The 22525-nt window shown below is 61.8% G+C and carries 23 protein-coding genes; 11 read left to right on the forward strand and 12 right to left on the reverse strand.

Going from position 1 to position 22525, the window contains the following annotated elements:
• Nucleotides 1-219: 219 nt before the first annotated feature.
• From FJ423_RS21325 to FJ423_RS21335, 3 genes are all read right to left on the reverse strand, one after another.
• Nucleotides 220-1065: an SDR family NAD(P)-dependent oxidoreductase gene (locus FJ423_RS21325; RefSeq protein ID WP_140844832.1), complete on the reverse strand. Its 846-nt coding sequence runs from the start codon at nucleotides 1063-1065 to the stop codon at nucleotides 220-222.
• Nucleotides 1066-1378: 313 nt separating this feature from the next.
• Nucleotides 1379-1777: a DUF2285 domain-containing protein gene (locus FJ423_RS21330; protein ID WP_246680214.1), complete on the reverse strand. Its 399-nt coding sequence runs from the start codon at nucleotides 1775-1777 to the stop codon at nucleotides 1379-1381.
• Between the two features lie 154 nt (nucleotides 1778-1931).
• Nucleotides 1932-2126, reverse strand: coding sequence for a DUF6499 domain-containing protein (locus tag FJ423_RS21335; RefSeq protein WP_140844842.1), 195 nt, complete (start codon nucleotides 2124-2126; stop codon nucleotides 1932-1934).
• Nucleotides 2127-2320: 194 nt separating this feature from the next.
• Between FJ423_RS21335 and FJ423_RS34250 the strand changes: the two genes are divergently transcribed.
• Nucleotides 2321-2848, forward strand: a complete 528-nt coding sequence (locus tag FJ423_RS34250) for a helix-turn-helix transcriptional regulator (RefSeq protein WP_246680215.1) — start codon at nucleotides 2321-2323, stop codon at nucleotides 2846-2848.
• 186 nt (nucleotides 2849-3034) lie between these two features.
• Here FJ423_RS34250 and FJ423_RS21345 read toward each other — a convergent pair whose 3' ends face one another.
• From FJ423_RS21345 to FJ423_RS21360, 3 genes are all read right to left on the reverse strand, one after another.
• Nucleotides 3035-3226, reverse strand: coding sequence for a CsbD family protein (locus tag FJ423_RS21345; protein WP_140844847.1), 192 nt, complete (start codon nucleotides 3224-3226; stop codon nucleotides 3035-3037).
• Between the two features lie 217 nt (nucleotides 3227-3443).
• Nucleotides 3444-4106 (reverse strand): hypothetical protein, encoded by a 663-nt coding sequence (locus FJ423_RS21350; protein WP_246680216.1) that lies wholly within the window; start codon nucleotides 4104-4106, stop codon nucleotides 3444-3446.
• Between the two features lie 507 nt (nucleotides 4107-4613).
• Nucleotides 4614-4871, reverse strand: coding sequence for a DUF736 family protein (locus tag FJ423_RS21360; RefSeq protein WP_246680220.1), 258 nt, complete (start codon nucleotides 4869-4871; stop codon nucleotides 4614-4616).
• A gap of 481 nt (nucleotides 4872-5352) precedes the next feature.
• Between FJ423_RS21360 and FJ423_RS21365 the strand changes: the two genes are divergently transcribed.
• Both FJ423_RS21365 and FJ423_RS21370 read left to right on the forward strand, forming a co-directional pair.
• Nucleotides 5353-6189: a bis-aminopropyl spermidine synthase family protein gene (locus FJ423_RS21365; protein WP_140844850.1), complete on the forward strand. Its 837-nt coding sequence runs from the start codon at nucleotides 5353-5355 to the stop codon at nucleotides 6187-6189.
• Nucleotides 6186-6770 carry a hypothetical protein gene (locus FJ423_RS21370; RefSeq protein ID WP_140844852.1) on the forward strand — a complete coding sequence of 195 codons (585 nt, stop codon included), beginning with the start codon at nucleotides 6186-6188 and terminating at the stop codon, nucleotides 6768-6770. Before FJ423_RS21365 ends, FJ423_RS21370 begins: the two co-directional genes overlap by 4 nt.
• On the opposite strand, the gene FJ423_RS21375 is transcribed toward FJ423_RS21370, so the two are convergent.
• From FJ423_RS21375 to FJ423_RS33635, 5 genes are all read right to left on the reverse strand, one after another.
• Complete coding sequence (locus FJ423_RS21375) at nucleotides 6750-7412, reverse strand: hypothetical protein (RefSeq protein WP_140844854.1); 663 nt, start codon at nucleotides 7410-7412, stop codon at nucleotides 6750-6752. The two genes, FJ423_RS21370 and FJ423_RS21375, sit on opposite strands and share 21 nt — an antisense overlap.
• Nucleotides 7405-8403, reverse strand: a complete 999-nt coding sequence (locus FJ423_RS21380) for a hypothetical protein (protein ID WP_246680217.1) — start codon at nucleotides 8401-8403, stop codon at nucleotides 7405-7407. The genes FJ423_RS21375 and FJ423_RS21380 overlap by 8 nt, the downstream gene beginning before the upstream one ends.
• A gap of 16 nt (nucleotides 8404-8419) precedes the next feature.
• Nucleotides 8420-9169, reverse strand: coding sequence for a hypothetical protein (locus FJ423_RS21385; protein ID WP_140844856.1), 750 nt, complete (start codon nucleotides 9167-9169; stop codon nucleotides 8420-8422).
• Nucleotides 9170-10125: 956 nt separating this feature from the next.
• Entirely contained in the window at nucleotides 10126-11229 is a 1104-nt protein-coding gene (locus FJ423_RS21395; RefSeq protein ID WP_181174865.1) for a DUF4365 domain-containing protein, read from the reverse strand.
• Between the two features lie 31 nt (nucleotides 11230-11260).
• Nucleotides 11261-11398, reverse strand: a complete 138-nt coding sequence (locus FJ423_RS33635) for a hypothetical protein (RefSeq protein WP_181174866.1) — start codon at nucleotides 11396-11398, stop codon at nucleotides 11261-11263.
• A gap of 80 nt (nucleotides 11399-11478) precedes the next feature.
• Between FJ423_RS33635 and FJ423_RS21400 the strand changes: the two genes are divergently transcribed.
• The 6 genes from FJ423_RS21400 (at nucleotide 11479) to xth (ending at nucleotide 19986) form a co-directional block, all read left to right on the forward strand.
• Nucleotides 11479-12267, forward strand: coding sequence for an ImuA family protein (locus FJ423_RS21400; RefSeq protein WP_140844862.1), 789 nt, complete (start codon nucleotides 11479-11481; stop codon nucleotides 12265-12267).
• On the forward strand, nucleotides 12182-13702 hold the full coding sequence (locus FJ423_RS21405) for a DUF6504 family protein (RefSeq protein WP_140844864.1): 1521 nt from the start codon (nucleotides 12182-12184) through the stop codon (nucleotides 13700-13702). The genes FJ423_RS21400 and FJ423_RS21405 overlap by 86 nt, the downstream gene beginning before the upstream one ends.
• A complete protein-coding gene (locus FJ423_RS21410) occupies nucleotides 13699-16971 on the forward strand; it encodes an error-prone DNA polymerase (protein ID WP_140844866.1) in 3273 nt (1090 codons plus the stop codon). Before FJ423_RS21405 ends, FJ423_RS21410 begins: the two co-directional genes overlap by 4 nt.
• Nucleotides 16972-17067: 96 nt before the next feature.
• Nucleotides 17068-17253 (forward strand): DUF3606 domain-containing protein, encoded by a 186-nt coding sequence (locus tag FJ423_RS21415; RefSeq protein WP_140844867.1) that lies wholly within the window; start codon nucleotides 17068-17070, stop codon nucleotides 17251-17253.
• A 55-nt stretch (nucleotides 17254-17308) separates the two neighbouring features.
• Complete coding sequence (gene ligD, locus FJ423_RS21420; RefSeq protein WP_281408994.1) at nucleotides 17309-19219, forward strand: DNA ligase D; 1911 nt, start codon at nucleotides 17309-17311, stop codon at nucleotides 19217-19219.
• Nucleotides 19216-19986 (forward strand): exodeoxyribonuclease III, encoded by a 771-nt coding sequence (gene xth, locus FJ423_RS21425; protein WP_140844869.1) that lies wholly within the window; start codon nucleotides 19216-19218, stop codon nucleotides 19984-19986. Before ligD ends, xth begins: the two co-directional genes overlap by 4 nt.
• Nucleotides 19987-20166: 180 nt before the next feature.
• Here xth and FJ423_RS21430 read toward each other — a convergent pair whose 3' ends face one another.
• Nucleotides 20167-20757, reverse strand: a complete 591-nt coding sequence (locus FJ423_RS21430) for an SOS response-associated peptidase (protein ID WP_140844871.1) — start codon at nucleotides 20755-20757, stop codon at nucleotides 20167-20169.
• A gap of 59 nt (nucleotides 20758-20816) precedes the next feature.
• On the opposite strand from FJ423_RS21430, the gene FJ423_RS21435 reads away from it, so the two are divergent.
• Nucleotides 20817-21323: an SOS response-associated peptidase gene (locus FJ423_RS21435; protein ID WP_140844873.1), complete on the forward strand. Its 507-nt coding sequence runs from the start codon at nucleotides 20817-20819 to the stop codon at nucleotides 21321-21323.
• A 41-nt stretch (nucleotides 21324-21364) separates the two neighbouring features.
• Nucleotides 21365-22450, forward strand: a complete 1086-nt coding sequence (gene dinB / locus FJ423_RS21440) for a DNA polymerase IV (protein WP_140844875.1) — start codon at nucleotides 21365-21367, stop codon at nucleotides 22448-22450.
• Nucleotides 22451-22525: the final 75 nt, after the last annotated feature.

Consider the following 22525-nt stretch of genomic DNA (forward strand, 5'->3'; position numbering starts at 1 on the left):
AAGTCCAGGCAGATGCATTTGGGCCTAACATCGCTAATTATGAGAATACGGGCGAGCGTCGCCCGTATTCTCTTTGCCTTGTCCGGGTGACCGCGATCACTCTCCTCAACGGTAACCCTCTCAGATGCGCAGCATAGCGCCGTCCAAATGCTGGTGCCCCCTTCGAACAACCAAGGGAAAACTTTCCCGGAACGGATTTCGACCGTCTGAAAGAAGAACTCACTCTGATTCCTGGTCCGTGGACGTATCTGCAAACGTTCCTGAAAACAGCGCAGGGCCGCGCGTCTTCAGCAGCGACAGGGACGTGTAATCAAGGATCGACAATCCCCCATCGACCACAAGCGTCTGACCGGTGATGAAGGATGCTTCCTCGCTTGCAAGGAATGCCACCGCTGCGGCAATCTCGCCAGGTGTTCCCATGCGGTTGAACACACCCGGCGGGACTTCCCATTCGCCCGAGGCGTTGGTGCTCGACGCAGGCTCTTTTTCATCGAGCTCTGTGGCGATCCAGCCGGGGCTGACACAATTTGCCCGAATGCCGAATGGCGCACCTTCGACCGCCAGTGAGCGTGTCAGCGCCTCCACTCCAGCCTTCGCAACGCCGTACAATCCCCAGTTTCCGTGCAGTGTGGCTGTCGACGAGATGTTTACGATCGACCCGCCGCCGCAGTCGCGCATCACCGGAAGCGCGTAGGAGGAGACGAAGTAGGTCGAATCGAGATTGGGACCGCGCAACTTCGACCAGCGCTGGCCCGGCGATTCATTGGCCTGGATGCCCGACCGGCGGGAGCCAACCCCGGCATTGTTGACGACGACGTCCAGACTGCCCCATTGAGCAACCTTGTCCACCAATTCCGCCGCTTCCGCTTCGCTTGCCAGATCACATTGAAAGAAAGTAGCTGTTCCCCCCGCAGAGGCTATCTCCGCTTCCACTTCCAAGCCCTTGGCACTGTCCCGACCGACAAGAGCAAGTCTGGCCCCTTCGTTGGCGAAGTAGCGTGCAATGCCACGTCCGATTCCTGAATTGCCGCCCGTGACGATTACGACCTTGTCTTCAAAACGCATCTCACCCGCCCTCCAAATGGGATCATCACTTCGCTCTGTCTTGTAACGCAGAATTCCGGACGCTCTAAGGCTTGTTCAAAGTCATCGGACATGAGCAAACGGCGACGAGAGTGACGGCGCAGCACTCGTCATGCCGAGGTGATCGAAGCCATCGCGCAAGGCAATTCGAAGAAAGCGCCCGCTGCGATCAGGCTGATATTCGGGAAGCTGCGGGACCAATCCGGGATGCCATTTCGGCGAATTCGGCTGACCTGGTTGAGGCCCGCGCTTAGTCGCCGTATTGCAAGCGCGCGTAGCCAGCCGAAAACTCTAGCTAGGCGCGTCGTCGCGCGCGAAGCAATTGGCGATAGCCGCGCTCGACCATGTTCAGCCCGTCGCGCACCAGCCGATGCGTCTGATATCGAAAAGCCGAGTCGTGCCAGTCGGCGGCGCTGACCAGTCGCCGACCGAACAAGGCGGTCGCGACTTCGAAATGGGATGCCTGCTCTTCCCGGCCATCGAGGCATCGCAGCATGTGGGCAAGGCGGCGGCGCTGGGCCGTGGTCAAGCGCGCGTCGGGAAGGTGCGGCCTGTGGATCGAGCGGATGAACCGTTCGATGGCTTGCAGCCGATCATGCGCCATGTCGTCGAGCGGGATGATGGCGGCAAGCGGCTCGCCCGGCTTGGCGTCGCCAAGGAGCGCCAGCTGTGTGCCGCCAGGCAACGAACGCATGTGAAGGCCGACCTCGTCACGCCGGCCCGCAGCAAGCGGTACGTCGAAGACGCTGTTTTCCCGCGTTTGCAGATCCGGCGGAACCTCGACAAGGTTCACGACCCCAGGGTTGATCTGAGGCGCCCAATAGATGGGCTGCTCGACCGCGGATTGGTCAGGCCTGGCGGCGAAACTGCAAACCCCAGCGCTTGCGTAATGCGCGCATCGCCTTAGCTGAGCGGGAGGTTGCGAAGTCCTGCTGATACCGCGGATTGCGTCGCAGGAATTCCCAGGCAATCTCATCGGCGTCGGCGCCTTTGATGAATGCATATGCCTGTGGGTCACGCCACTGCGATGTATCCGGCTTCATCCGCATCCTTCCCTTCTCAATGATTTGATAGGGGGGCGCGGCGTTGAGCGAAATCCTTGGATTCCGTCATTGACGTCGACGCGCGCATATCCCGGCGCCGAGCGATCAAGCGAGACTTATTGCGATAAATATGATGCCGGACGGCTTGCCTGGAAAGCCGTTCAGCCTTTGCCGTGTTTCGGAACATTTTAGCCTTGCTGAATGTTCACCTTCCCATGACGGAGCCACACGAAACCGGAGAAGCCGAGGATGCCAACCGGCGGGAGTTCACCCCAGCCTATTGCCGGGCTGCTCGCGCGCTGCTCGATTGGTCTCAGGTCCGCCTGGCTGCGAAGTCCAATCTCAGCGAAGCCACGATCCGCGACTTTGAGAGCGGGAGGCGCATTCTCCGCGCTCAAAGGATTGTGGCGGTCCGCAAAGCCTTCGAGTCGGCCGGCGTGACGTTAACGGTTGGCGGCCCTTTGCTGACAACGTCCGCGGATCTCCCCTCAAGTGAGACAGAAGACCAGCGGGCCGGCGTAGCAACAGCGCGCAAAGGATCGGCGGCGCGTGCGTCGAAAAGGATCCGCAGTCGACCGCTGAAGGGTGAGGACGCCGAGGTCAAACACGTCGTTGAAGTGCATGACATTTCACCGGCCCAAGCGCGAGAGCTGGTGCGCCGTCACGGTAACGACTGGCGCAAGATCGACGAGGCTGCGAAAGTCTACAAGGACGACAAATAAAGGGCCGCTTGGCCGAGCATGTCCCGCTTCATGATCCGCCTCACTGGGCTGTGAAGAAGGTCAACAACACCTTGCCCTTCTCGCCGAGCAGGCAGACATGCCGCCAATATCTCGATCCCGCATTTCGCTGCCCCAAAGGAAAAGCCCGCGTCGCCGCGGGCTTGTTCATGGTCGAATACTTGACGATCAGGTCTTGTCGACGACGTTCTTCACCGCGTCCTTGACCTGGCCCTTGGCGACCTGTGCCTTACCCTTGGTTTCCTGAACCTTGCCCTTGGCCTGTTCCTCGTGATTGTCCACAGCCTTGCCGACGGCTTGGCGCGCCTTTCCGGCGACTTCGTTGGCGTTGCCCTTAACCTTGTCCGATGTGATTCCCATGGCGCGCTCCCTTGCTGGATTCAGGCATTCACTCCGCAAGAGAATCTGTTCGTCGACAATTGGTTCCACGTTTCCGGAAGACCTACGCCAAAGGGAGAACAGAGGGCCGTGACAGCGGGAACGGACGGGTGGGTCCATTGCTCGGACATCTTGTAACGTGAAGATCGGTCCGCCGCTCACAGAACGCTCAAGGAGCCCCGCGTAACGTTTGCGATCCCTACTGGCTCGCGCATTGCAGTGTCTTGAACGTCTCTGTCCAGCTGCGATAGGCCTCGTCATCGCCTTGGCTCCACGCGCTGAAGGCGCGCCAGGCCGCAAAAGACGAGGCGGGCTGCTCGAGCAGCGTACCGATCGATTGATCGCCGGCAGGCCAGCCAGTTGGCTGGTCGCATATCGCGTCATGAGCGAGACGCCGCAGGTCAGCCAAGGCAGAGCGGATCTGCGGAAGCGGAAATTCGAAAAGATCGGTGTTGTCCTTCGCTTCGCGAACCACGACCGCAAGCTTGGCGATCACACCCGCTAACGATTGTGCCGGCGTCGCCGCGATCTCAGCCAACAGGGCGTCGGCCTTGTCCGCTACATCCTCTTTCTGGCCATCGAGATCGTCGCAATCGGCGCTAGCCCCCTCCCCGCGCCCAATAAGAGCGCCGGTGGGCAAAAATGCGCCGCGCTCCAACTGCCTCCCCTCCTCTTGCTGCTGCCGGACTGAGGAAGCCAGCATCTCAACATGGGCGTCGATCCAGGCAAGGGACAGGAGAAGTGCGGGATCGGGTGACGGAGCTTCGGCTGAAGGGCCGGCACGCTCTTTGGTCAACGGAGATTGCATCTCCCGTCCAAGCGTGACGGAAGGCAAAGTCGTGGTATTGTCGGAATCAGCCATGATCCGAGCTCCCACACAGCTTGGCTTTGGTCAGGTCGGGCAAGGTGTTCCTGCACCCTGCTCGACCGTTTCACCGCCGCCCATGACGTGGAGATGATCTCTCCTGGGTCGCAGGCGGTGGCAACTAGCGGTGGTTTAAGTGAACGCAGGCAAAAAATCAAGCCCTATGGCATCAAATGATACTTTTGGTATAGCTGAACTTACAAGCGGACAAATTCGAGCCGCACGTGCTTTGCTTCAATGGGATCAGAAAACGCTTGCGGAACGGTCCAAGGTCTCACTCGCTACGATCAAACGACTAGAGCCTCTAAGCGGTCCAATAAGTGCAAACAGGGTGACCATTGACGCGTTGCGACGCGCACTCGAATCCGCAGGCATTCAGTTCATCCCGGAGAATGGTGGTGGTGCGGGTGTCCGGCTCGCCAGCCGTTCTGATCAATCGTAGCAAGGTTTCGCAGTCAGCATGAAAGGACGCCTCGCCCGGTGCCGGGCGAGGCGTCTTCGAAGTCACTCGCCGTTGCGGCGGCTGGGGCGGGACCAGATGAGGCTGTGGCCCTCGCCTTCCTCGTCGGCGAAGAGGTTGGCGTAGATCGGAGCGGTGAAGCTCGGGTCGTCCAGCTTGAGCCCGAGATAATCGCGGCCCTCGTTGGAGCGCTTGGACCAGGCGGCGCCGATCTCGGCCTTGCCGACCACCACGCGGTGGCTTGGTGCCGCTGACAGTGCTCGGTAGTGCCAAATTCGGCTACGATGGCTTTGCGGCAACAATTCAACGCTGAAACCAGGCACACAGCTTACGGCCACCGTCGATAGTCATTGGTGACGTGCCGTCCTTTCAAGAGGCGATAATGCGTGCGTCCACCGCATGCAAGCAGGCCAAATAAGCCATTTAGCTCAACGCCTCTCTGATCTTAGTTGTAGCCAGCTCCGGGCCATCACTCATCAGTCAGCATCATTTCAGATGAACATGGTTGGAAATATCTTCAGGGCTTGCATTTGCCGAACAATTTGGTTGAATCAGAGTCACGCAAGCTCCTAAAAATTGCAACGTCGGATGTTCGGATAAAGGCGGTGGATCTCTCCCTAAGAAACTGGCTCCGGCAAGATGACCTTATCGAATTGTCAATGGATGCGGGATCTTTTCAGACCGCAGGCTTGTTTCTTCAACAAGTCGGGGCGGCCGAAGACGTAGCAGGTCAGATGCTCAAGTATTGCAAAGGTACAACATCGTCTTTTCGGGGAGGGGGGAATGAGGAGACAAGTCGATCTGCAGGAAGCTGTGAATGCCGTTTCGGATGTAGTGCAGAACCGACCGCGGCCTATCCGAGATTTCGACCAGATTCATATGAAGGTGGGCGACATGGTCATGCAGAGCGAGATCGTGGCGGATTGGGCGGACAACAAACGGCTGGCTTTCATCGGTGACGGGGACGCGATTAGCGTGTGCGTCGCTTATCTCAAGGCTAGGGACGTTCTTGACTTCGGGCCTACCAAGATCACCGTCTTCGACTTTGACGAGCGGACGGTCCAGTCGGTCAAGAGGTTCGCCGACAAGGAGCGGATCGAGCATCTCGACGCCCAGCTATACAATGTGCTCGAGCCGTTCCCCGATACGACCCAATTTGACTGCTTCTACACCAACCCGCCTTGGGGTGCCTCAAACGGCGGCGAAAGCGTTAAGGTTTTTGTCGATCGCGGGATCGAGGCCGTGAAGGGGATAGGCGAAGGGATGATCGTGATCGCCGACGACGACGATCGGCCTTGGCCCAAGGTGGTCCTCGCCAACGTCCAGCGACACGCGAACGAACATGGTTTCTTCGTCTCGCGCATGCAGCGAAAGCTGCACCAATATCACTTGGACGACGATCCAGACTTGAGGTCCTGCAATCTATTCGTCACATCGCTACCCGATCGGCAACTGATAAAGGGGCCGAGCCAACCCATTGCCGCCGAACGCATGGCCAACTTCTATGGAATGTCGCAACCGCCCAGGGTTCGATACGTGCGGGAAAGGAAGAGGCCCGATTGGGGCAAGGCCCCGGATGAAGAGTATTACGTCGAGTATCTGGAGGGACAGACGTCATGAACGAGATTTTCAAGCCGGGCGCAGGTGTCCTCTTCATGAAGGTGGGCACCCATGCCAATGAAGAACTTGACGACATCATCGCCCGCAAGACCAAAGAAATCGACGAAGCAGGTTACGCCATGTGGGGCTATGGCGGCAACACCTGCCACCCCAGCTCGATGGTGCAGCCGTTTGCCGGCAGCTTCGCGACGAAGGGGGCGCCCATCCACCTTGTGATGGAGCAGATGACCTCCAACCACTTCGCGGAACCACTCGAAGCGGCCGAGTACTCGCCCGACAACAAGAACTGGACCAATATCCCACCAGAAATCCGGGTGCTCGGCTCGAGGTTCGCCCTGGTGATAGAGGACCTCCAGCAGGTCGATATGTCACTTCCGCTTGACCAGACGCGTGTACCCGTCGGCCCGAGCACAGGTCGGATCGGCAGCAAGTATATCGCAGGCAAGGTCGACAAGGCATGCCTCGAAATCCTTGATGCGCCCGTTCTGCTAAATGATCAGGAACCCAAGTTTCGAAAGATCAATCTGGTCGCGACCTTGCGTACCCCATATGCCGTCTTCCTAAGAAACTTCCGAGGCTAGGCGATCAAAGCTGGCGACTAGGAGGTCGCCGGTCTCTGACCGAAGGGCCTTGGTATAGCTTTCGAGGCCCTGGACGACCGACGGGAGGTTCACGTCGCGGGTCGAGCACTGGAAGCAATAGGCGATGGCCCTGTCAGAAGCGCGCTCGCGACAGACGGCCGCGCGTATTGGGCCAAGGCCGTCCCTTTCGATCATGCTTTGCAGGACTTGCTCCAGACAAACCAACTTTTGCCGCACCATCGGCAAGACCATGCTGACCGCCTTCGCGGCTCTCTTGTCGCCCGTGACAAATGCCAAGCCGCCGCGGCTTAGAAGCATCGCGACCAATTGGCTTTCACCGGTATCAAGTGAAACATTGGCTGCGGAGGCGGCAGCTTCGAAGTCAGCGGCTCTCTCTACCTCCTCTGTCGTGGGCTCGAGAAACCGGACTTTTGCGAGGGCGATGTCGAGGTTAGCCTTGGCGTTGGCCACATCCACCAGAACTCTGGATCTTTCAACCCGTGACCTGAGCGTGAACCTCGCCAATCCGAGGACCGAGGGAGGCTGCGCTGCGCAGGTACAGAGCTCGATCAAACGGGTAGCTGCGCCGTAGGTGCATATTTTGAGGACGACATCGTTATCGAGGTAGAGACCGTCAGACATCGCCCAATTTCAGCAACGCCTCCACGAAGATCCGGTCGTCGTCCATCAGCGCTGACCAATCGATCTCGTCTTGCGCAAGCGTGTTTATCGCTTTCCATATAGGCACCGGACCGCCGTAGATCCGCTTCAATGCCGATATGACCACAGGCCAGTTGTGTTGGAGGTGCCCGACGCAAAGGGCGAGAGTGCCGGGCTCGATTCGGTGCTGCGGTGCGGCCTGCACGACTGCAGCGGCCAACATCATGTGGTTGTAGTGAGCCATCTCGGTCGTGATTTCAGGCTCCGGCGATCCAGTAAGAAGTGTCAGGGCGTATTCGTCTGCCGCCTTCTCTTCGTCGTCAGCCTCCTTCGCCTTGACCGGATCCTCGATGTCCACCAAGGCGCTGCCCGGCGCGACGTGGCCGAGCGCCAGATGACCGATTTCATGAGCGAGGGTGAATGCTAGGAGCGCTGGATAACTAGCATCACGGCCCAGCATGATTGCCCCAACGTGCCTATCGCCTATGACCATGGCATGCATGGCCTTGAAGACCAGCGGGAAAACCCGAAGATGAACGACGGGGACCCCGAGGGCCCAGCAGGATTGCGACAAGGTTCGAAGGTCGACGTACTCGTTCGAGCGTAGGATCGAGGCGCGCAGTTCATCAGCGCCAATCCCGGAGAAGCCTCGCCCCGGGGGCGCCGCTCGTGTCAGCAACCTGCCAACGGACATCCCGAACGAGCTGAGGACCTCTCGGTCGGCATCGGACTCAGTACCAAGATGTTTGAATTTGGCCTTGTCCTTCCATACGAATTCGACGCGCTCGCCGAGTAGGGGTTTGGGTGCCAGCCCCAGCTTGCGGGCCAACGCGAACCGCAGTTCCGCGCGAGCACTTGGGCTCTGCGACAGATCATCCTGCCACCACGTCGGCCATGCCGCATCGATGGCAGCTCCGCTCAATCCTGCTCGGCGCAGTTCCTTGCGGAGTTGATCTGAATCGTTGCCCGCCAAGGCCCCTTGGTTCCCGTTAGATAAAGCTGGACTGCGCCGGATAGGCCGAACGTAGCCGTCGAGGCCTTTCCCTCAAATCGGCAACCAGACGGAGCCACTCCCGAAGCGAAGCACCCTTAACGGTATATTCTACGCTCTCGACGCTCGATGCGTCCAGTTCTACGGGGTCGGTCAGCCTGACCCAATAGCTCCCGGTCAGTTCGGCCGAGATATTAGCTTCGTAGTCACCAACTCCATCCGGCTGTACCCGCTGGATCAGGGCGGTCACCTGGGATGACCCGACCGGCCCACGGTTCACCCCAACATTCCTGAACGCTCCCGGGTCGAACCTAACGCCTTTGCCGAGCTTGAGCGGATTCAGGCTCCTGCATATCAGCGCGTAATGGCGTTTCTTATCGCCGGCATCTGTTTCGCCGCGGCTGGTGATCAGCGCCTGGGGGGGCAATGCTCGTTCGACACCGTACATGTCGAGATACCGACGCCAAACCAACAAGCTCCGCGGCGACGCATCGACCGCTTTCGGCCGACCTTTCATGACCGAGAAGATGACCGGCACGGGGATGCCGAGCCTCGCATATGTCGACGTGGCTACGGCTGGAGCGTTGCCAACGCCCCAGAAGAATATGCCGTCGCCGGCACGACGTTCCAATTCCTTGCGGGCCACGATGTCTTCAAGCTTCTGACCTCCCTCGGACTGCATACGCGTCCAGCACAGCAGGTCCGATCCATGGTCAAGCGAAACAGGATGCCTGGCCGCATATGACATCAGCATTTTCCGATACATTTTCCCAGCTACGGTTTAATCTGCCACCGCAAGGGGTCTGTTGCAAGCGAAAATACCCGCCGTCGCCCCAGCAAGGGCGGTACATTGACGGTGGATAACATGTGCAAATCCTGTTAATTAGCCCAACGTGACTTATTTCCAGATTATCCCATGAAAACAGGTCGACCGCCGCTATGGAACCCGGTGGCCACGTTGAGCGAGACAACGTGGACGGAAGTCGTCCCTGTCACGAGCAAGTCGCGCGTGCAACTCCCCGTCTCGGCAAGAGTCAGGTTGAATTGGGGTTCGCTAACAGAGCCGTTTCCACTTCTTGCGAAGCTAGAGCCCGGCAATAGCGCTAAGCTAGAACCGTGGGATCCAACCGGCGTCACTGTAATGCGGAGGCTCGAAACACTGCTCGCGAGTGAGGGGGATGCCGATCGTGCGGAGCTGGCCTTGATCGCCATGGATCGCTATTTAAGGGTATCGCTCGACCCGGACGGCAGGATATTGCTCCCGGCAAACTTGGCTCACCATGTTCATGCCATTGGTCATGACGCCGTGCGCGTCATCGTCAGAGGGGGCGAACTCCAGCTTTGGTCCGAGATCGCGTGGCAGGCTAAACGTTCGTCGAGGCTTCGAGCATTCGGCGATCGCCTACTCCGCGTGGAAGGCTCCCGCTGAGGAAAGGCTAAATGCTGGAACTCGATGCCCGCTTGCAAGACGCGGCTGCCGATGTTCAAACTACGCAAATGACGCTGCCGTCTCGGCACAGTCGCCACCTGCGCGGCGGCTATCGGGTCCCGCCACTCATAAGCGGGAGAGCAGGAATCCACCCCATGATGGTCGGAGTCGTGTAGCCATCGCCCGTCAAAGCGGTCATACTCGGCCTCGTGGCCGAATGGTGTACCCACATGACGCCTATCATGATAGGTCGGCACTATCGTATAGCCGGAACACTATGAGGAAGAGGCTTCCGGCGCCCGAGTTTCCGCCCACATCAGGTTGTCGAGAAGAATCGAGCTCCCTCGCGTCGGAAATTTTGTAAAAACCCGGTATGACACGTCATCATCGTTTCGTAGCTGGAGTTTGCCGAAACGGGTTTGTGGTAACTTGCCGTCGCTGAAGCGCATGACGAGTTGATATCCACTAAGGTCGGCGTAATGTTCACGCGCAGAGCAATACCATGCGACTTCCTCTACGTCGGCATCCCGAAAAGCGGATGGCAAATTCAATGCCCTCGCTTGCTCGGGCCAGCGATCGTAAAATGTCGCTAAGCCTTCCAGGCCGGCCCGCGAGTAGGAATCGTGTCGCAGGACCAGGCGTAGGATCTGGTCCTGACTAAACATATCGCCGAGGCGTTCAACGGTCGCAACGATCTGCGGGATTAGCTGCGACGTTTGCCACAAGCCAGGGTTTGGTCCCAGGCCGACCAGAAGCTCTATAATCTTCTCTGCCGTGCGGAGCCGATTCGGAGCTTCGATATCATCCAGCAGTGCAAGCACACCCTTGAATAATTTGATCTGCTGACCATCACTGGCGGCAACATCAGCCAGCTCTCTTAGAGCGAGCACCACGGCAGACGCGTGTTTGCCTGCGACAACATCTATAAGTCCATGGTCCAGGCCAGTTTCGAGCGTATCATGAAGCGGTATATGCAAAGTGACATTTGAATTGTCGGGCGAAGACGCAAGGCGCTCTTCATGTTCCAGCGCCCAGGCCTGGAGCCAAAGCCACCAAGCCGAACGAGTCGTTATATCCACGTGCACAAGGATCACCGGCAACCGGAACTGCAGCGCGTAATTTAGGAATGATCGTTCGACTACGACGTGGACCACCTGTCCGCGCACGTCGGCAGACTCGGTCGCCTTGACCTGTAATTTTAACAGTTTGCCTGCGGGGCGCTGTCCGTCGCCTTCGGCGGGAGCGTATTCCGCTTCAAGGTCAACTCCGTAGTCGAGATCCTGAAATCTACACATCCAGTGGGGGTGCGCATCCACCTGTTCACGAACCTGATTCTGGCCTTTGTCGCCTATTTTTTGCGAACGGGTTCGAGTTGGCACGGGGGACCTTCGATCATGTGAGTATGTCTCATCACTGATAGCGACGAACATGCATGCCGACCAGAGGCCTGCTGGTCCAATAGATCAGCCGCACCGCCCGCAGCTTCAGTTCAAACGTCCGTTTTCGGGCAAGTTCAAAGTCAGCCGGAACATCCAGAATGCGGCGCAAAGCCGCTTTCCCTTCACAACACCAAGCTACGATTAAGCCCTCTTGACTCCCGTCGCTCGATCATAGAACAAATAGAGAACATGCTTGTATACGCTTCATGGAGGTCAACGACCATCTTGCGGCCGGAGCCCGCCATAGACGACTTGCGCGCACGGATCGAAAAGATCGAGGGCCGGCGCCGACGCGCCAGATCGGTGCTTCCTTTCGGGATCGCCGAGCTGGATTCGCGACTTCCGGGCGGGGGACTGGCGCTTGGCGCGCTGCATGAAATCGCCGGCGGCGGCAATGGAGCCATCGATGGCGCGGCCGCGGCCCTTTTCGCCGGCGGTGTGGCTGCGCGCACGCGCGGCAAGGTCCTGTGGTGCATCACGCGGCCCGACCTGTTCGCTCCGGCGCTGGCGCAGGCCGGGCTGAAACCGGACCGCGTCATCTATGTCGAGGCCGGCGACGACAAGACGATCCTCGCCTGCATGGAGGAAGGCATCCGGCATGGCGGCCTGGGCGCGGTCGTCGGTGAAGTCGCGCGCCTGACCATGACGGCCTCGCGGCGGCTGCAGCTCGCCGCCGAAGAAGCCCACACGATCGGGATCGCGCTGCGGAGATGGCGGCGGCAGACGGAGGCGGCCGATTTCGGCCAGCCGACGGCCGCCATGACCCGCTGGCGCATCTCGGTCCTGCCCTCGGCGCCGCTGCCCGTGCCCGGTGTCGGCCGTCACCGATGGCTCGTCGAATTGATTCGCGCCCGCGCGGGTGACAGTGCCGATTTCGAATTGGAGGCGTGCGATGGCACGGGTCGTCTCGCTGTTCCTGCCGACCTGGCCGACCGACAGGGTGCGGCGCAAGGCCGGCAACGCAGCGCCGCCGGCTGACGCCCCGCTCATCCTGATCGGTCGCGACAAGAACAGGCGCGTGGTGCTCGCTGCCGATGCCGCAGCACTCGCCGCCGGCCTGCGCGCCGGCATGCCCGCGACGAAGGCCCAGGTGCTGGTGCCGGGCCTTGCGATCCAGGACGCGGACCAAGAAGCGGATGCCGAGGCGCTCGAGCGGCTCGCTGTCTGGATGCTTCGATTTGCGCCGATTGTCGCGCCCGATCCGCCCGACGGGATCGTCATCGACACGACGGGCGCCGACCATCTCCATGGCGGCGAGGCCGCCATGCTCGAGGGCATGGTTGGGCGTCTGGCGATGTCCGGCATCGTCGCGCGCGCGGCGATCGCGGACAGCTGGGGCGCGGCGCATGCGCTGGCCCGGTATGGCGGCCAGGACATGTTCATCGCGCCACCCGGCCACGGCCCATCTATTATAGAACCACTTGCGCTCGAAGCGCTGCGGATCGCACTTTCGACGGCCGCCGAACTGCGCAGGCTTGGTTTCCAACGGATCGGCGATCTCCTGAAACAGCCGCGCGCGCCGCTTGCGCTGCGCTTCGGCCCGGAGATCGGCCGCCGCATCGATCAGGCTCTTGGCAACACAGCTGAGCCTATCGATCCGGTGCGGCCGCCGGACATCGTCGAGGTCCGCCGTGCATTCGCCGAGCCGATCGGCGCGGCCGAGACAATAGCGCGCTATATCGGCAAGCTCGTCGCCCAGCTGTGCAAGCTGATGGAGCAGCGCGGCCTCGGAGCGCGCCGGCTCGATCTCATCTGCCATCGCGTCGACAGTCGGGCTCAGGCGGTCCGTGTCGGCATGGCGATGCCCGTCCGGGACGCCAAACGGCTGACCCGGCTGCTTTGCGACAAGCTCGAGACCATCGCGCCGGGCTTCGGCATCGAGATGATGATCCTAGCGGCGACAGCGGCCGAACCCCTGGAGCACAGCCAGGCCGTGAACTCCTTCGTCGAGGAAACCGTGCCGGATGTGTCCGACCTTATCGATACGCTGATGAACCGGGTCGGCGAGCGCGCCGTCTACCGCCTTGCCCCTGTCGCTAGCGACGTGCCGGAGCGTTCGGTCAGCAAGATCCCGGCGATGGCGGCCGACACCGGCGCGGGCTGGCCCGGCCATTGGCCGCGGCCAGCCCGCCTGCTGCCGCAGCCGGACCCGGTCGAGACGGTGGCGCTGTTGCCCGACCATCCGCCGGTGTCCTTCACCTGGCGCGGCGTGCGCCGGCGCGTGAAGCGCGCGGATGGCCCGGAGCGGGTCTTCGGCGAATGGTGGAAGCGCGACGCCGAGCTGGTGGCGGTGCGCGATTATTTCCGGCTCGAGGACGACGCCGGCGAGCGCTACTGGCTCTACCGCGCCGGCGACGGCGAGGATGCGGCGACGGGCTCGCACCGGTGGTTCCTGCATGGAGTGTTCGGATGAGCGTCATCCGTTATGCCGAGCTGCAGGTCACCTCGCATTTCAGCTTCCTGCGCGGCGCCTCCTCGGCCGGGGAGCTGTTTTCGCAGGCGGCACTTCTCGGTATCGAGGCGCTGGCCGTCGTCGACCGCAACAGCCTCGCCGGCATCGTCCGCGCCCACGAGGCGGCCAAGACCACGGGCGTGCGCCTGATCGTTGGTTGCCGCCTCGACCTCACCGACGGCATGTCGCTGCTCGCCTACCCGACCGACCGCGACGCCTATTCCCGGCTCTGCCGGCTGCTCTCGCTCGGCAAGGCCCGGGCCGGCAAGGCGAAATGCCATCTCGAATGGAGCGATGTCGTTGCCTATGGCGACGGCCTCATCGCCGTGCTCCTGCCCGACATGGCCGATGAGATCCTGGCGCTGCGCCTGAGACATCTGCGCGAGGCATTCGGCGACCGCGCCTATATGGCGCTGACGCTCAGGCGCCGGCCCAACGACCAGCTTCGCATCCACGACCTGGCCACGCTTGCCTGGAAGATGAAGGTGCCGTGCGTCGTCACCAACGACGTGCTCTTCCATGAGCCGGGCCGCCGCATGCTGCAGGACGTCGTCACCGCGATCCGGCACAATCTCACCATCGACGCGCTCGGCGAGCGCCGCGAGCGGCATGCCGACCGTTACCTCAAGCCGCCTCAGGAAATGCACCGGCTTTTTTCACGCTACCCGGAAGCGCTGGCGCGCACGATGGAGATCGCCGACCGCTGCCGGTTCTCTCTCGACGAGCTTGCCTACCAGTACCCGGAGGAGCGCGACGATCCTTCGCTGACACCGCAGCAGGCGCTCGAAAAGCTGACATGGCAGGGTGCCGCGACGCGCTACCCGGAAGGCGTCCCGGACAGCGTCGCCCGCTCGCTGCGCCACGAATTGCGGCTGATCGAGAAGCTCGACTATGCACCCTATTTCCTGACCGTGAATTCGATCGTGCGTTTCGCGCGCTCGAAGGACATCCTCTGCCAGGGCCGCGGCTCCGCCGCCAATTCGGCGGTCTGCTACGTGCTCGGCATCACCTCGATCGATCCCGGCCGCAACGATCTTCTGTTCGAGCGTTTCGTCTCCGAGGAGCGCCGCGAGCCTCCCGACATCGACGTCGATTTCGAGCATGAGCGGCGCGAGATCGTCATGCAGTGGGTGTTCGACACCTATGGACGCGACCACGCGGCGTTGTGTTCGACGGTGGTGCGCTACCGCACCAAGGGCGCGCTGCGCGATGTCGGCAAGGCGCTCGGCCTGCCGGAGGATCTCATCCGTACGCTCTCCGGCCAGGTCTGGGGCTGGTCCGAAGAGGGCGTCGAGAAGCGGCATGTCGAGGAACTCAATCTCAACCTTGCCGATCGCCGGCTGCGACTGACGCTCGACCTCGCGAGTCAGTTGATGGGCGCGCCGCGTCACCTCAGCCAGCATCCGGGCGGCTTCGTGCTCACCCATGACCGTCTCGACGATCTGGTGCCGATCGAGCCGGCGAGCATGAAGGATCGTCAGGTGATCGAATGGGACAAGGACGATATCGACGCGCTCAAATTCATGAAGGTCGACGTGCTGGCGCTCGGCATGCTGACCTGCATGAAGAAGGGCCTCGATCTCCTCGCAGAGTGCAGGGACATACGCCTCGACCTTGCCACCATACCGGCGGAGGATCCGCGCACCTACGCCATGATCAGGAAAGCCGATACGCTCGGCACTTTCCAGATCGAGAGCCGGGCGCAGATGTCGATGCTGCCGCGGCTGAAGCCAAGGACTTTTTATGATCTCGTGGTGCAGGTCGCGATCGTGCGACCCGGGCCGATCCAGGGCGACATGGTCCATCCCTATCTGCGCCGCCGGGAAGGCATCGAACCGGTGCATTACCCAAGGCCCGAGCTCGAGAAGGTGCTCGGCAAGACGCTCGGCGTTCCGCTGTTCCAGGAGCAGGCGATGCGGGTTGCCATCGAATGCGCGGGCTTCACGCCAGGCGAAGCGGACATGCTTCGCAAGTCGATGGCGACCTTCAAGTTCACCGGCGGCGTCTCGTCCTTCAAGACGAAGCTGATCGACGGGATGGTGGACAATGGCTATGAGCGCGGCTTCGCCGAGCAGACATTCAAGCAGCTCGAAGGTTTCGGCTCGTATGGTTTTCCGGAGAGCCACGCCGCTTCCTTCGCGCTGATCGCCTATGCCTCGGCCTGGCTCAAATGCTGGCATCCCGACGTCTTCTGCGCGGCGCTGTTGAACAGCCAGCCGATGGGCTTCTATGCGCCGGCGCAGATCGTGCGCGACGCGGCCGCGCACGGGATCGAGATCCGGCCGGCCTGCGTCAACGCTTCGCGCTGGGACTGCACGCTCGAGCCTATTTCCGATGGCGGACATTTCGCCGTCCGGCTGGGGTTGCGCATGGTGCGCGGCCTCGCCAATGCCCATGCAAGCACAATCGTCGCCACGCGCGCCGACCAGCCCTTCGCCTCGGTCGAAGATCTGTGGCGGCGTGCCGGCGTGCCGCAGGCAGCGCTTGTCCAGCTCGCCGAGGCGGATGCGTTCCGGCCAGCGCTTGGCCTTGCGCGGCGAGAGGCGCTTTGGGCGATCAAGGCGCTGCGCGACGAGCCCCTGCCCCTGTTCGCGGCCGCATCGGCCCGTGAAGCGGAGCTGGTTCCGGAGATCGACGAACCTGCGGTGGCGCTTCGGCCGATGACAGCCGGCGGCGAGGTCGTGGAAGACTACCGCCATATCCGCCTGACGCTGCGCAGCCATCCGATCTCGTTTCTGCGCGACGACCTTCGCCGTCGCCGCATTGTTTCCTGCGCCGAGGCGATGGAGGCGCGCGACGGCCGCTGGCTGGAAACGGCAGGCATAGTGCTCGTGCGGCAGCGCCCGGGCTCGGCCAAGGGCGTCATGTTCATCACCCTTGAGGACGAGACCGGGATCGCGAACCTGGTCGTCTGGCCGAAAGTGTTCGAGCAGCACCGGCGCACGGTTCTGTCGGCGGGCATGATCGCGGTAAAGGGCCGGATCCAGCGCGAGGGCGAAGTGGTCCACCTCGTGGCTCGCAAGATCAGCGATCTGTCAAACGAGCTCGCCAGCGTCGGCGAGCGCGAGGGCAGCTTTCCCGTGCCGCACGGCCGCGGCGACCAGGTGCGCAATGGCGGCTCGGGACCCGATCCGCGCGAGCTCCCGCCCAAGGGGCTGCGCAGCCGCGACATCTACATACCCGACCTCCACATCGACAACATCAAGGTCAGGACGCGGGATTTCAGGTGAAACGCCGAATTTCTTGCCCGGCTCAGGATCGCAAGACGACCCAAAGCGTTAGAGGTCGAACGTCGTGACCGCGCGGCGATCGAACAGGAGACGATAATGGCAGACGACAAATCGAAGCGAGGCGCCGCAGACCGGAGGCAGGTCTCCGGCGGTGAAGGCTACGAGGTCAATTATTTCGCCCGCAAGCACGGTATCAGCAGAGAGCAGGCCGAAACCCTGATCAAGCGGGTCGGCAACGACCGCGACAAGCTCAATGCCGCCGCGGAGAAACTGAAGAAATAGGCTGCGAATTGCGAATGGCGCATCGGGCAGTTGGGTTTTGTTTGAGTGAGGTCAGGTGAGCAAGTCAGCTTTGCGTCGGCCCGCAACCAAAGGATCTTCAACCCCCCTTGCGAAGCCAGCCTTGCGCGGCGCAGCCAAACTCGCGCCACCCGCGTTCCGGCCGGTCCAGCTTGCAAAACTGGTGGACACGGTTCCCCCTGGGGACCGCTGGATCCACGAGATGAAATATGATGGCTACCGCATTCTCGTCGCGCTGGGCGGAGGTGAGGCGCGCGCCTATACGCGCTCCGGCCTGGACTGGTCCGACCGCTTCCCGTCCATTTTGGCGGAGGCGCGCAAGCTCAAAGTTCGCTCCGCCCTGATCGACGGAGAGGCGGTTGTCATGGACAAGGAGGGCCGATCCAGCTTCCAGGCGCTGCAGAACGCATTGAAGGGCGCTCCCGCGAGCATCGATTTTTATGCCTTCGACCTGCTCCAGCTCGACGGGGAAGACCTGACAAGGTTGCCGCTCCTGCAGCGCAAGCAGAAACTGGAGACCATCCTGCCGGCGAAGCAGCCCGTCCTGCGCTACTCCGATCATATCCAGGGCCGCGGGGAAGAGTTGCTGAACCGCTTCTGCGACGCCGGCCTCGAGGGGGTGATCTCGAAGCTCGCGGATTCGGCCTATGTCGGCGCCCGCGATGGAAGCTGGCTGAAGATCAAGTGCATCAAGCGTCAGGAATTCGTGCTCGTCGGCTGGACGCCGTCAGACAAGGATCGCGCGTTTCGATCGCTGATCCTCGGCGTCCATGACGGCGGAAAGCTGCGATATGCCGGCAAGGTCGGGACCGGTTTCAATGCCGCCGGAATGGCCCGGCTCATGAAGACCATGGCGCCTCTGGAGCAGAAGGCGGCAACGGTCGAGGCGCCGCGCGCGGAGGTCCGCGGCGCGCACTGGCTGCGTCCCAGGCTTGTCGCCGAAATCGCCTTCACCGAGATGACGAATGAAGGGACACTGCGCCATCCAAGCTATCTCGGCCTGCGCGACGACAAGAAGCCGGAAGCGGTCGTGCTCGAGACGGAACACCGCACGGCCACCCTGCCGCCGCCGGCGACAAGCGCGGTCGCGATCAGCAATCGCGGCCGCGTGATCTACCCCGAATCCAACATCACCAAGGGACAGCTTGCCGATCATTATTCGGAGGTTGCCGCGATCATGCTTCCCTGGGCCGCCAGCAGACCGATCAGCCTGGTCCGCTGCCCGCAGGGCCGCGCCAAGAAATGTTTTTTTCAAAAGCATGACGCCGGCAGCTTCGGCGACAAGGTCCATCACGTCGGGATCACCGAAAAGGACGGCCATGAGGAGCCCTACCTTTACGTCGACGATGCCGAGGGGCTTCTAACCTGTGTCCAGATGGGAACGATCGAGTTCCATGGATGGGGAGCGCGCATCGAAGACGTCGAGAAGGCCGACCGCCTCGTGTTCGACCTTGACCCCGACGAAGGACTGGATTTCGAGGCGGTCCGCGCTGCCGCATTCCAGTTCCGGGATATGCTGCAATCCATTGGGTTGACCAGCTTCCCGATGCTGACGGGCGGCAAGGGCGTGCATGTGATCGCGCCGCTCACGCCGCGCGCTGAATGGCCCGAGGTAAAGGCCTTCGCCTCCGGGCTTGCTCAGGCGGTCGCGCAGAGCGACCCCAGCCACTTCACGGCCGTGTTGTCGAAGGCCAAACGCAAGGGACGGATCTTCGTCGACTATCTGCGCAACCAGCGCGGCGCAACGGCAATCATGCCTTATAGCGCCAGGTCGCGGCCGGGCGCCCCGGTCGCAGTACCTGTCAGCTGGGCGGAGATGAAGACGATCGATGCGCCCTCGCATTTCCATGTCGGCGACGCGCCCGAGTTGAAGAAGCGCGCCGCATCGAAGGCCCTCGCCGGCTGGGGCCGGGCCGATCAGTTCCTGCCGGACCTCATGAAGCCATGAGGATCGCCACCTACAACGTCAACGGCGTCAATGGCCGCCTGCCGGTGCTGCTGCGCTGGCTTAAAGAGGCAGCGCCAGACATTGCCTGTCTCCAGGAACTCAAGGCGCCGCAGGAGAAGTTCCCGGAAGGGCCGATCCGCGACCTCGGCTATGACGTGGTCTGGCATGGCCAGAAAAGCTGGAACGGCGTCGCGATCCTGAGCCGGGTCGGCAACATCCACGAAACGCGGCGCGGCCTCCCCGGCGACCCCGATGACAGCCATAGCCGCTACATCGAAGCAGCAGTCAATGGCATCCTGATCGGATGCCTTTATCTTCCCAATGGAAATCCAAGGCCCGGCCCGAAATTCGACTACAAGCTGCGTTGGTTCGACCGCCTCATCGACCACGCAGCCGAATTCGTGGCGTCCAGACAGCCGGTGGTGCTGGCAGGCGATTTCAACGTCATGCCGACCGAACTCGATGTCTACAAGCCCGAGCGCTGGCTGGACGATGCTCTGTTCGCGCCCGAGGCGCGCGCCGCCTACGCGACGCTGCTCAAGCAAGGCTGGACCGACGCACTGCGCTCGCGTCATCCCGGCGAGAAGATCTACACGTTCTGGGATTATTTCCGCAACGCCTTCGGCCGCAACGCAGGCCTGCGCATCGACCACCTTCTCGTGAGCCCGTCGCTCAGGAAGCGGCTGATCGATGCCCAGGTCGACGTCGAGGTGCGCGGCTGGGAAAAGAGCAGCGATCACGCGCCGGTCTGGATCGAGCTCTCGTAAAAAACAGCGCCTCGCGGGTGTTCAACGCCTGACGACAGGAAGCCCAGGGCGCGCCTGGAGCATTGGGTGCTCGCTGATGATGAAACCGTCACGATGTTTAGCTGCGGCGTCGACAGGCTTCGTGCGCCTAAAATGCCTACGCCCGTGTCGCGGCCGCATTCAGCAGCGCACCGCCTCGCTTCACCCGATCTGCTCCACGAGCAGCGTCCCCGGCTGAAGCGGCTTGATCAGCGATTTGGCGGATACCGACGGATCAAGCCAGCTCGCCCAATCCTTGCGCTCCAGGATCACGATCTGCCGATCGTGATACGGCGCGATATCGGGACCGGGTTCCATCGTGAGCATGGTGAACGCCTCCCCGACATCATTGGTATCGCGCCAAATCCCGGCGATGCAGAAGATCGGCTCGTCGCGCTTGGTGAAGAGCCACTTGTCCTTGCGCTTCTTGCCCTTGTCTGTCGGTTCGGTGAATTCGTAAAATCCATCGGCTGGTATCAGGCAGCGGTTCGAGGCGAACTCGCGACCGTCCGAGCGGAAGTTGTAGACCGGCCTCTTGTTCGGTCCAGGCCAGCTCCACCGGCGCTGAACAAGGTCACCCTCGCCGGCCGCTCCGTCAACCGGGCGGATGATCGGCCCGATGTCGGTTATCTTGATGTCCTCGCGCGCCTGGATGTTCGGCGCTCCTTCACTGAAGCGGATCTTGATCTTGAGATCGGCGAAGTCCTCCACGATCGAGGCGACATCCACCATCAGCCGATAATCATTGCACATGTCTCACCTGTCTCTGCGGCATTGCGCGGCGGCTTCGTTCCTGTTATGTTCTTTTTGCTATGGGCGCAACAGTTTTCGATTCCGACAGCCCGCTCGACGAGCCCCGCGTCATCATAAGGCGCTACGGCGGCGATGTTGAGATGCTCAAGCTGCCGTGGGGACTTCAACCGAAGGAAGCAGGCCGGCGCCCCTTCACCGTGGTGCGCGCGGAGGACCGATCGTTCCCGAGCCATCGCTGCCTCGTGCCGGCGTCCGAATTCCGGCACCGAAGCCAGGGGAAGAACTACAGCTTTCGCCTCGCCGACGATGACTGGTTCTATTTCGCCGGCATCTGGCGGCCGGCGAGCCGCGATTGGCCGGAAGCCTACGCGATCCTGACGATCGAGGCCAATGACGACATCGCGCCCTACCATGATCGCCAGATGGCGGTGCTGCGCCGAGACCAGCGCTCGGCCTGGCTGGACATGACGCGTCCCGAACACGAAGTGCTTCGTCCCCTTCCCAAGGACAGTTTCCGGATTTCCCGCCTCCATCAGGGCCGCGCGCAGGCTGAATTCGCGATCTGAGCGTTGTAGATCCTGCAGCACGAAGCACATATCCTGGCGACATGTCCCCTGACCGCAACGCCGACCAGCGTAAGATCATTCATGTCGACATGGATGCGTTCTACGCGTCTGTCGAACAGCGCGACAATCCGGAGCTGCGCGGCAAGCCGCTGGCCGTTGGCGGGGCTGCGGCGCGCGGCGTGGTGGCTGCCGCGAGCTACGAGGCTCGCGCCTTCGGCGTTCGCTCCGCGATGCCTTCGGTTACGGCAAAGCGCAAATGCCCCGAGTTGGTCTTCGTGCCGCCCCGCTTCGACGTCTACCGGTCCGTCTCGGCCCAGATCCGCGAGGTGTTCGCCGAACACACCGATCTCATTGAACCGCTCTCGCTCGACGAGGCCTATCTCGACGTGACGCGGAACAGGCTCGAAATTTCGTCTGCCACGACGATCGCCGAGATGATCAGAGCGAAGATCCTGCTGGTGACCGGTCTCACCGCTTCCGCCGGCATCTCATACAACAAATTCCTCGCCAAGATGGCCTCCGGCCAGAACAAGCCAAACGGCCAGTTCGTCATCACGCCCCGCCATGGGCCGGCCTTCGTGGAGGCGCTGCCGGTCAAGAAATTTCATGGTGTCGGTCCCGCAACGGCCGCCAAGATGGAGGCGCTGGGCATTAAGACAGGCGCCGATCTCAAGGACCGTTCGCTTGCCTTCCTGCAGCAGCATTTCGGGAAGTCTGGGTTCTGGTATTATCAGATCGCGCGCGCCATCGATGAACGCGCGGTCGAGCCGGATCGGCCGCGCAAATCGATCGGCGCCGAGGATACGTTCGCAGCCGACATCTTCGAGTTCGCTGGAGCAAGCGCCGAACTTAAGCCGCTGACAGCCAAGGTGTGGGGGCACTGTGAAGGCAAAGGCATCCGGGGCCGGACGATCACGCTGAAGGTCAAGTTTGCCGATTTCCATCAGATCACGCGCAGTCGCACCGTGTCGGTGCCAATCGAGCTCTCTGACTTCGAACGTCTCGCAGCCGATCTCCTGAAGTCGGTGTTTCCGGTACAGAAGGGAATCCGGCTGCTGGGCGTCACGCTTTCGTCGCTGGGCGATGTGTGGCCGCCGGAACAACGGCAACTTCGGTTCGAGCTTTAGGATGAGCGCAAACGAAACGCGGCCGCCGGCTCTGGGATCAGCCCGCGTGGGGATCGGATTTGGCGATTGTCTTGG

The sequence above is a fragment of the Mesorhizobium sp. B2-8-9 genome (assembly GCF_006439475.1).
In the GTDB taxonomy this organism is placed as follows: Bacteria; Pseudomonadota; Alphaproteobacteria; order Rhizobiales; family Rhizobiaceae; genus Mesorhizobium.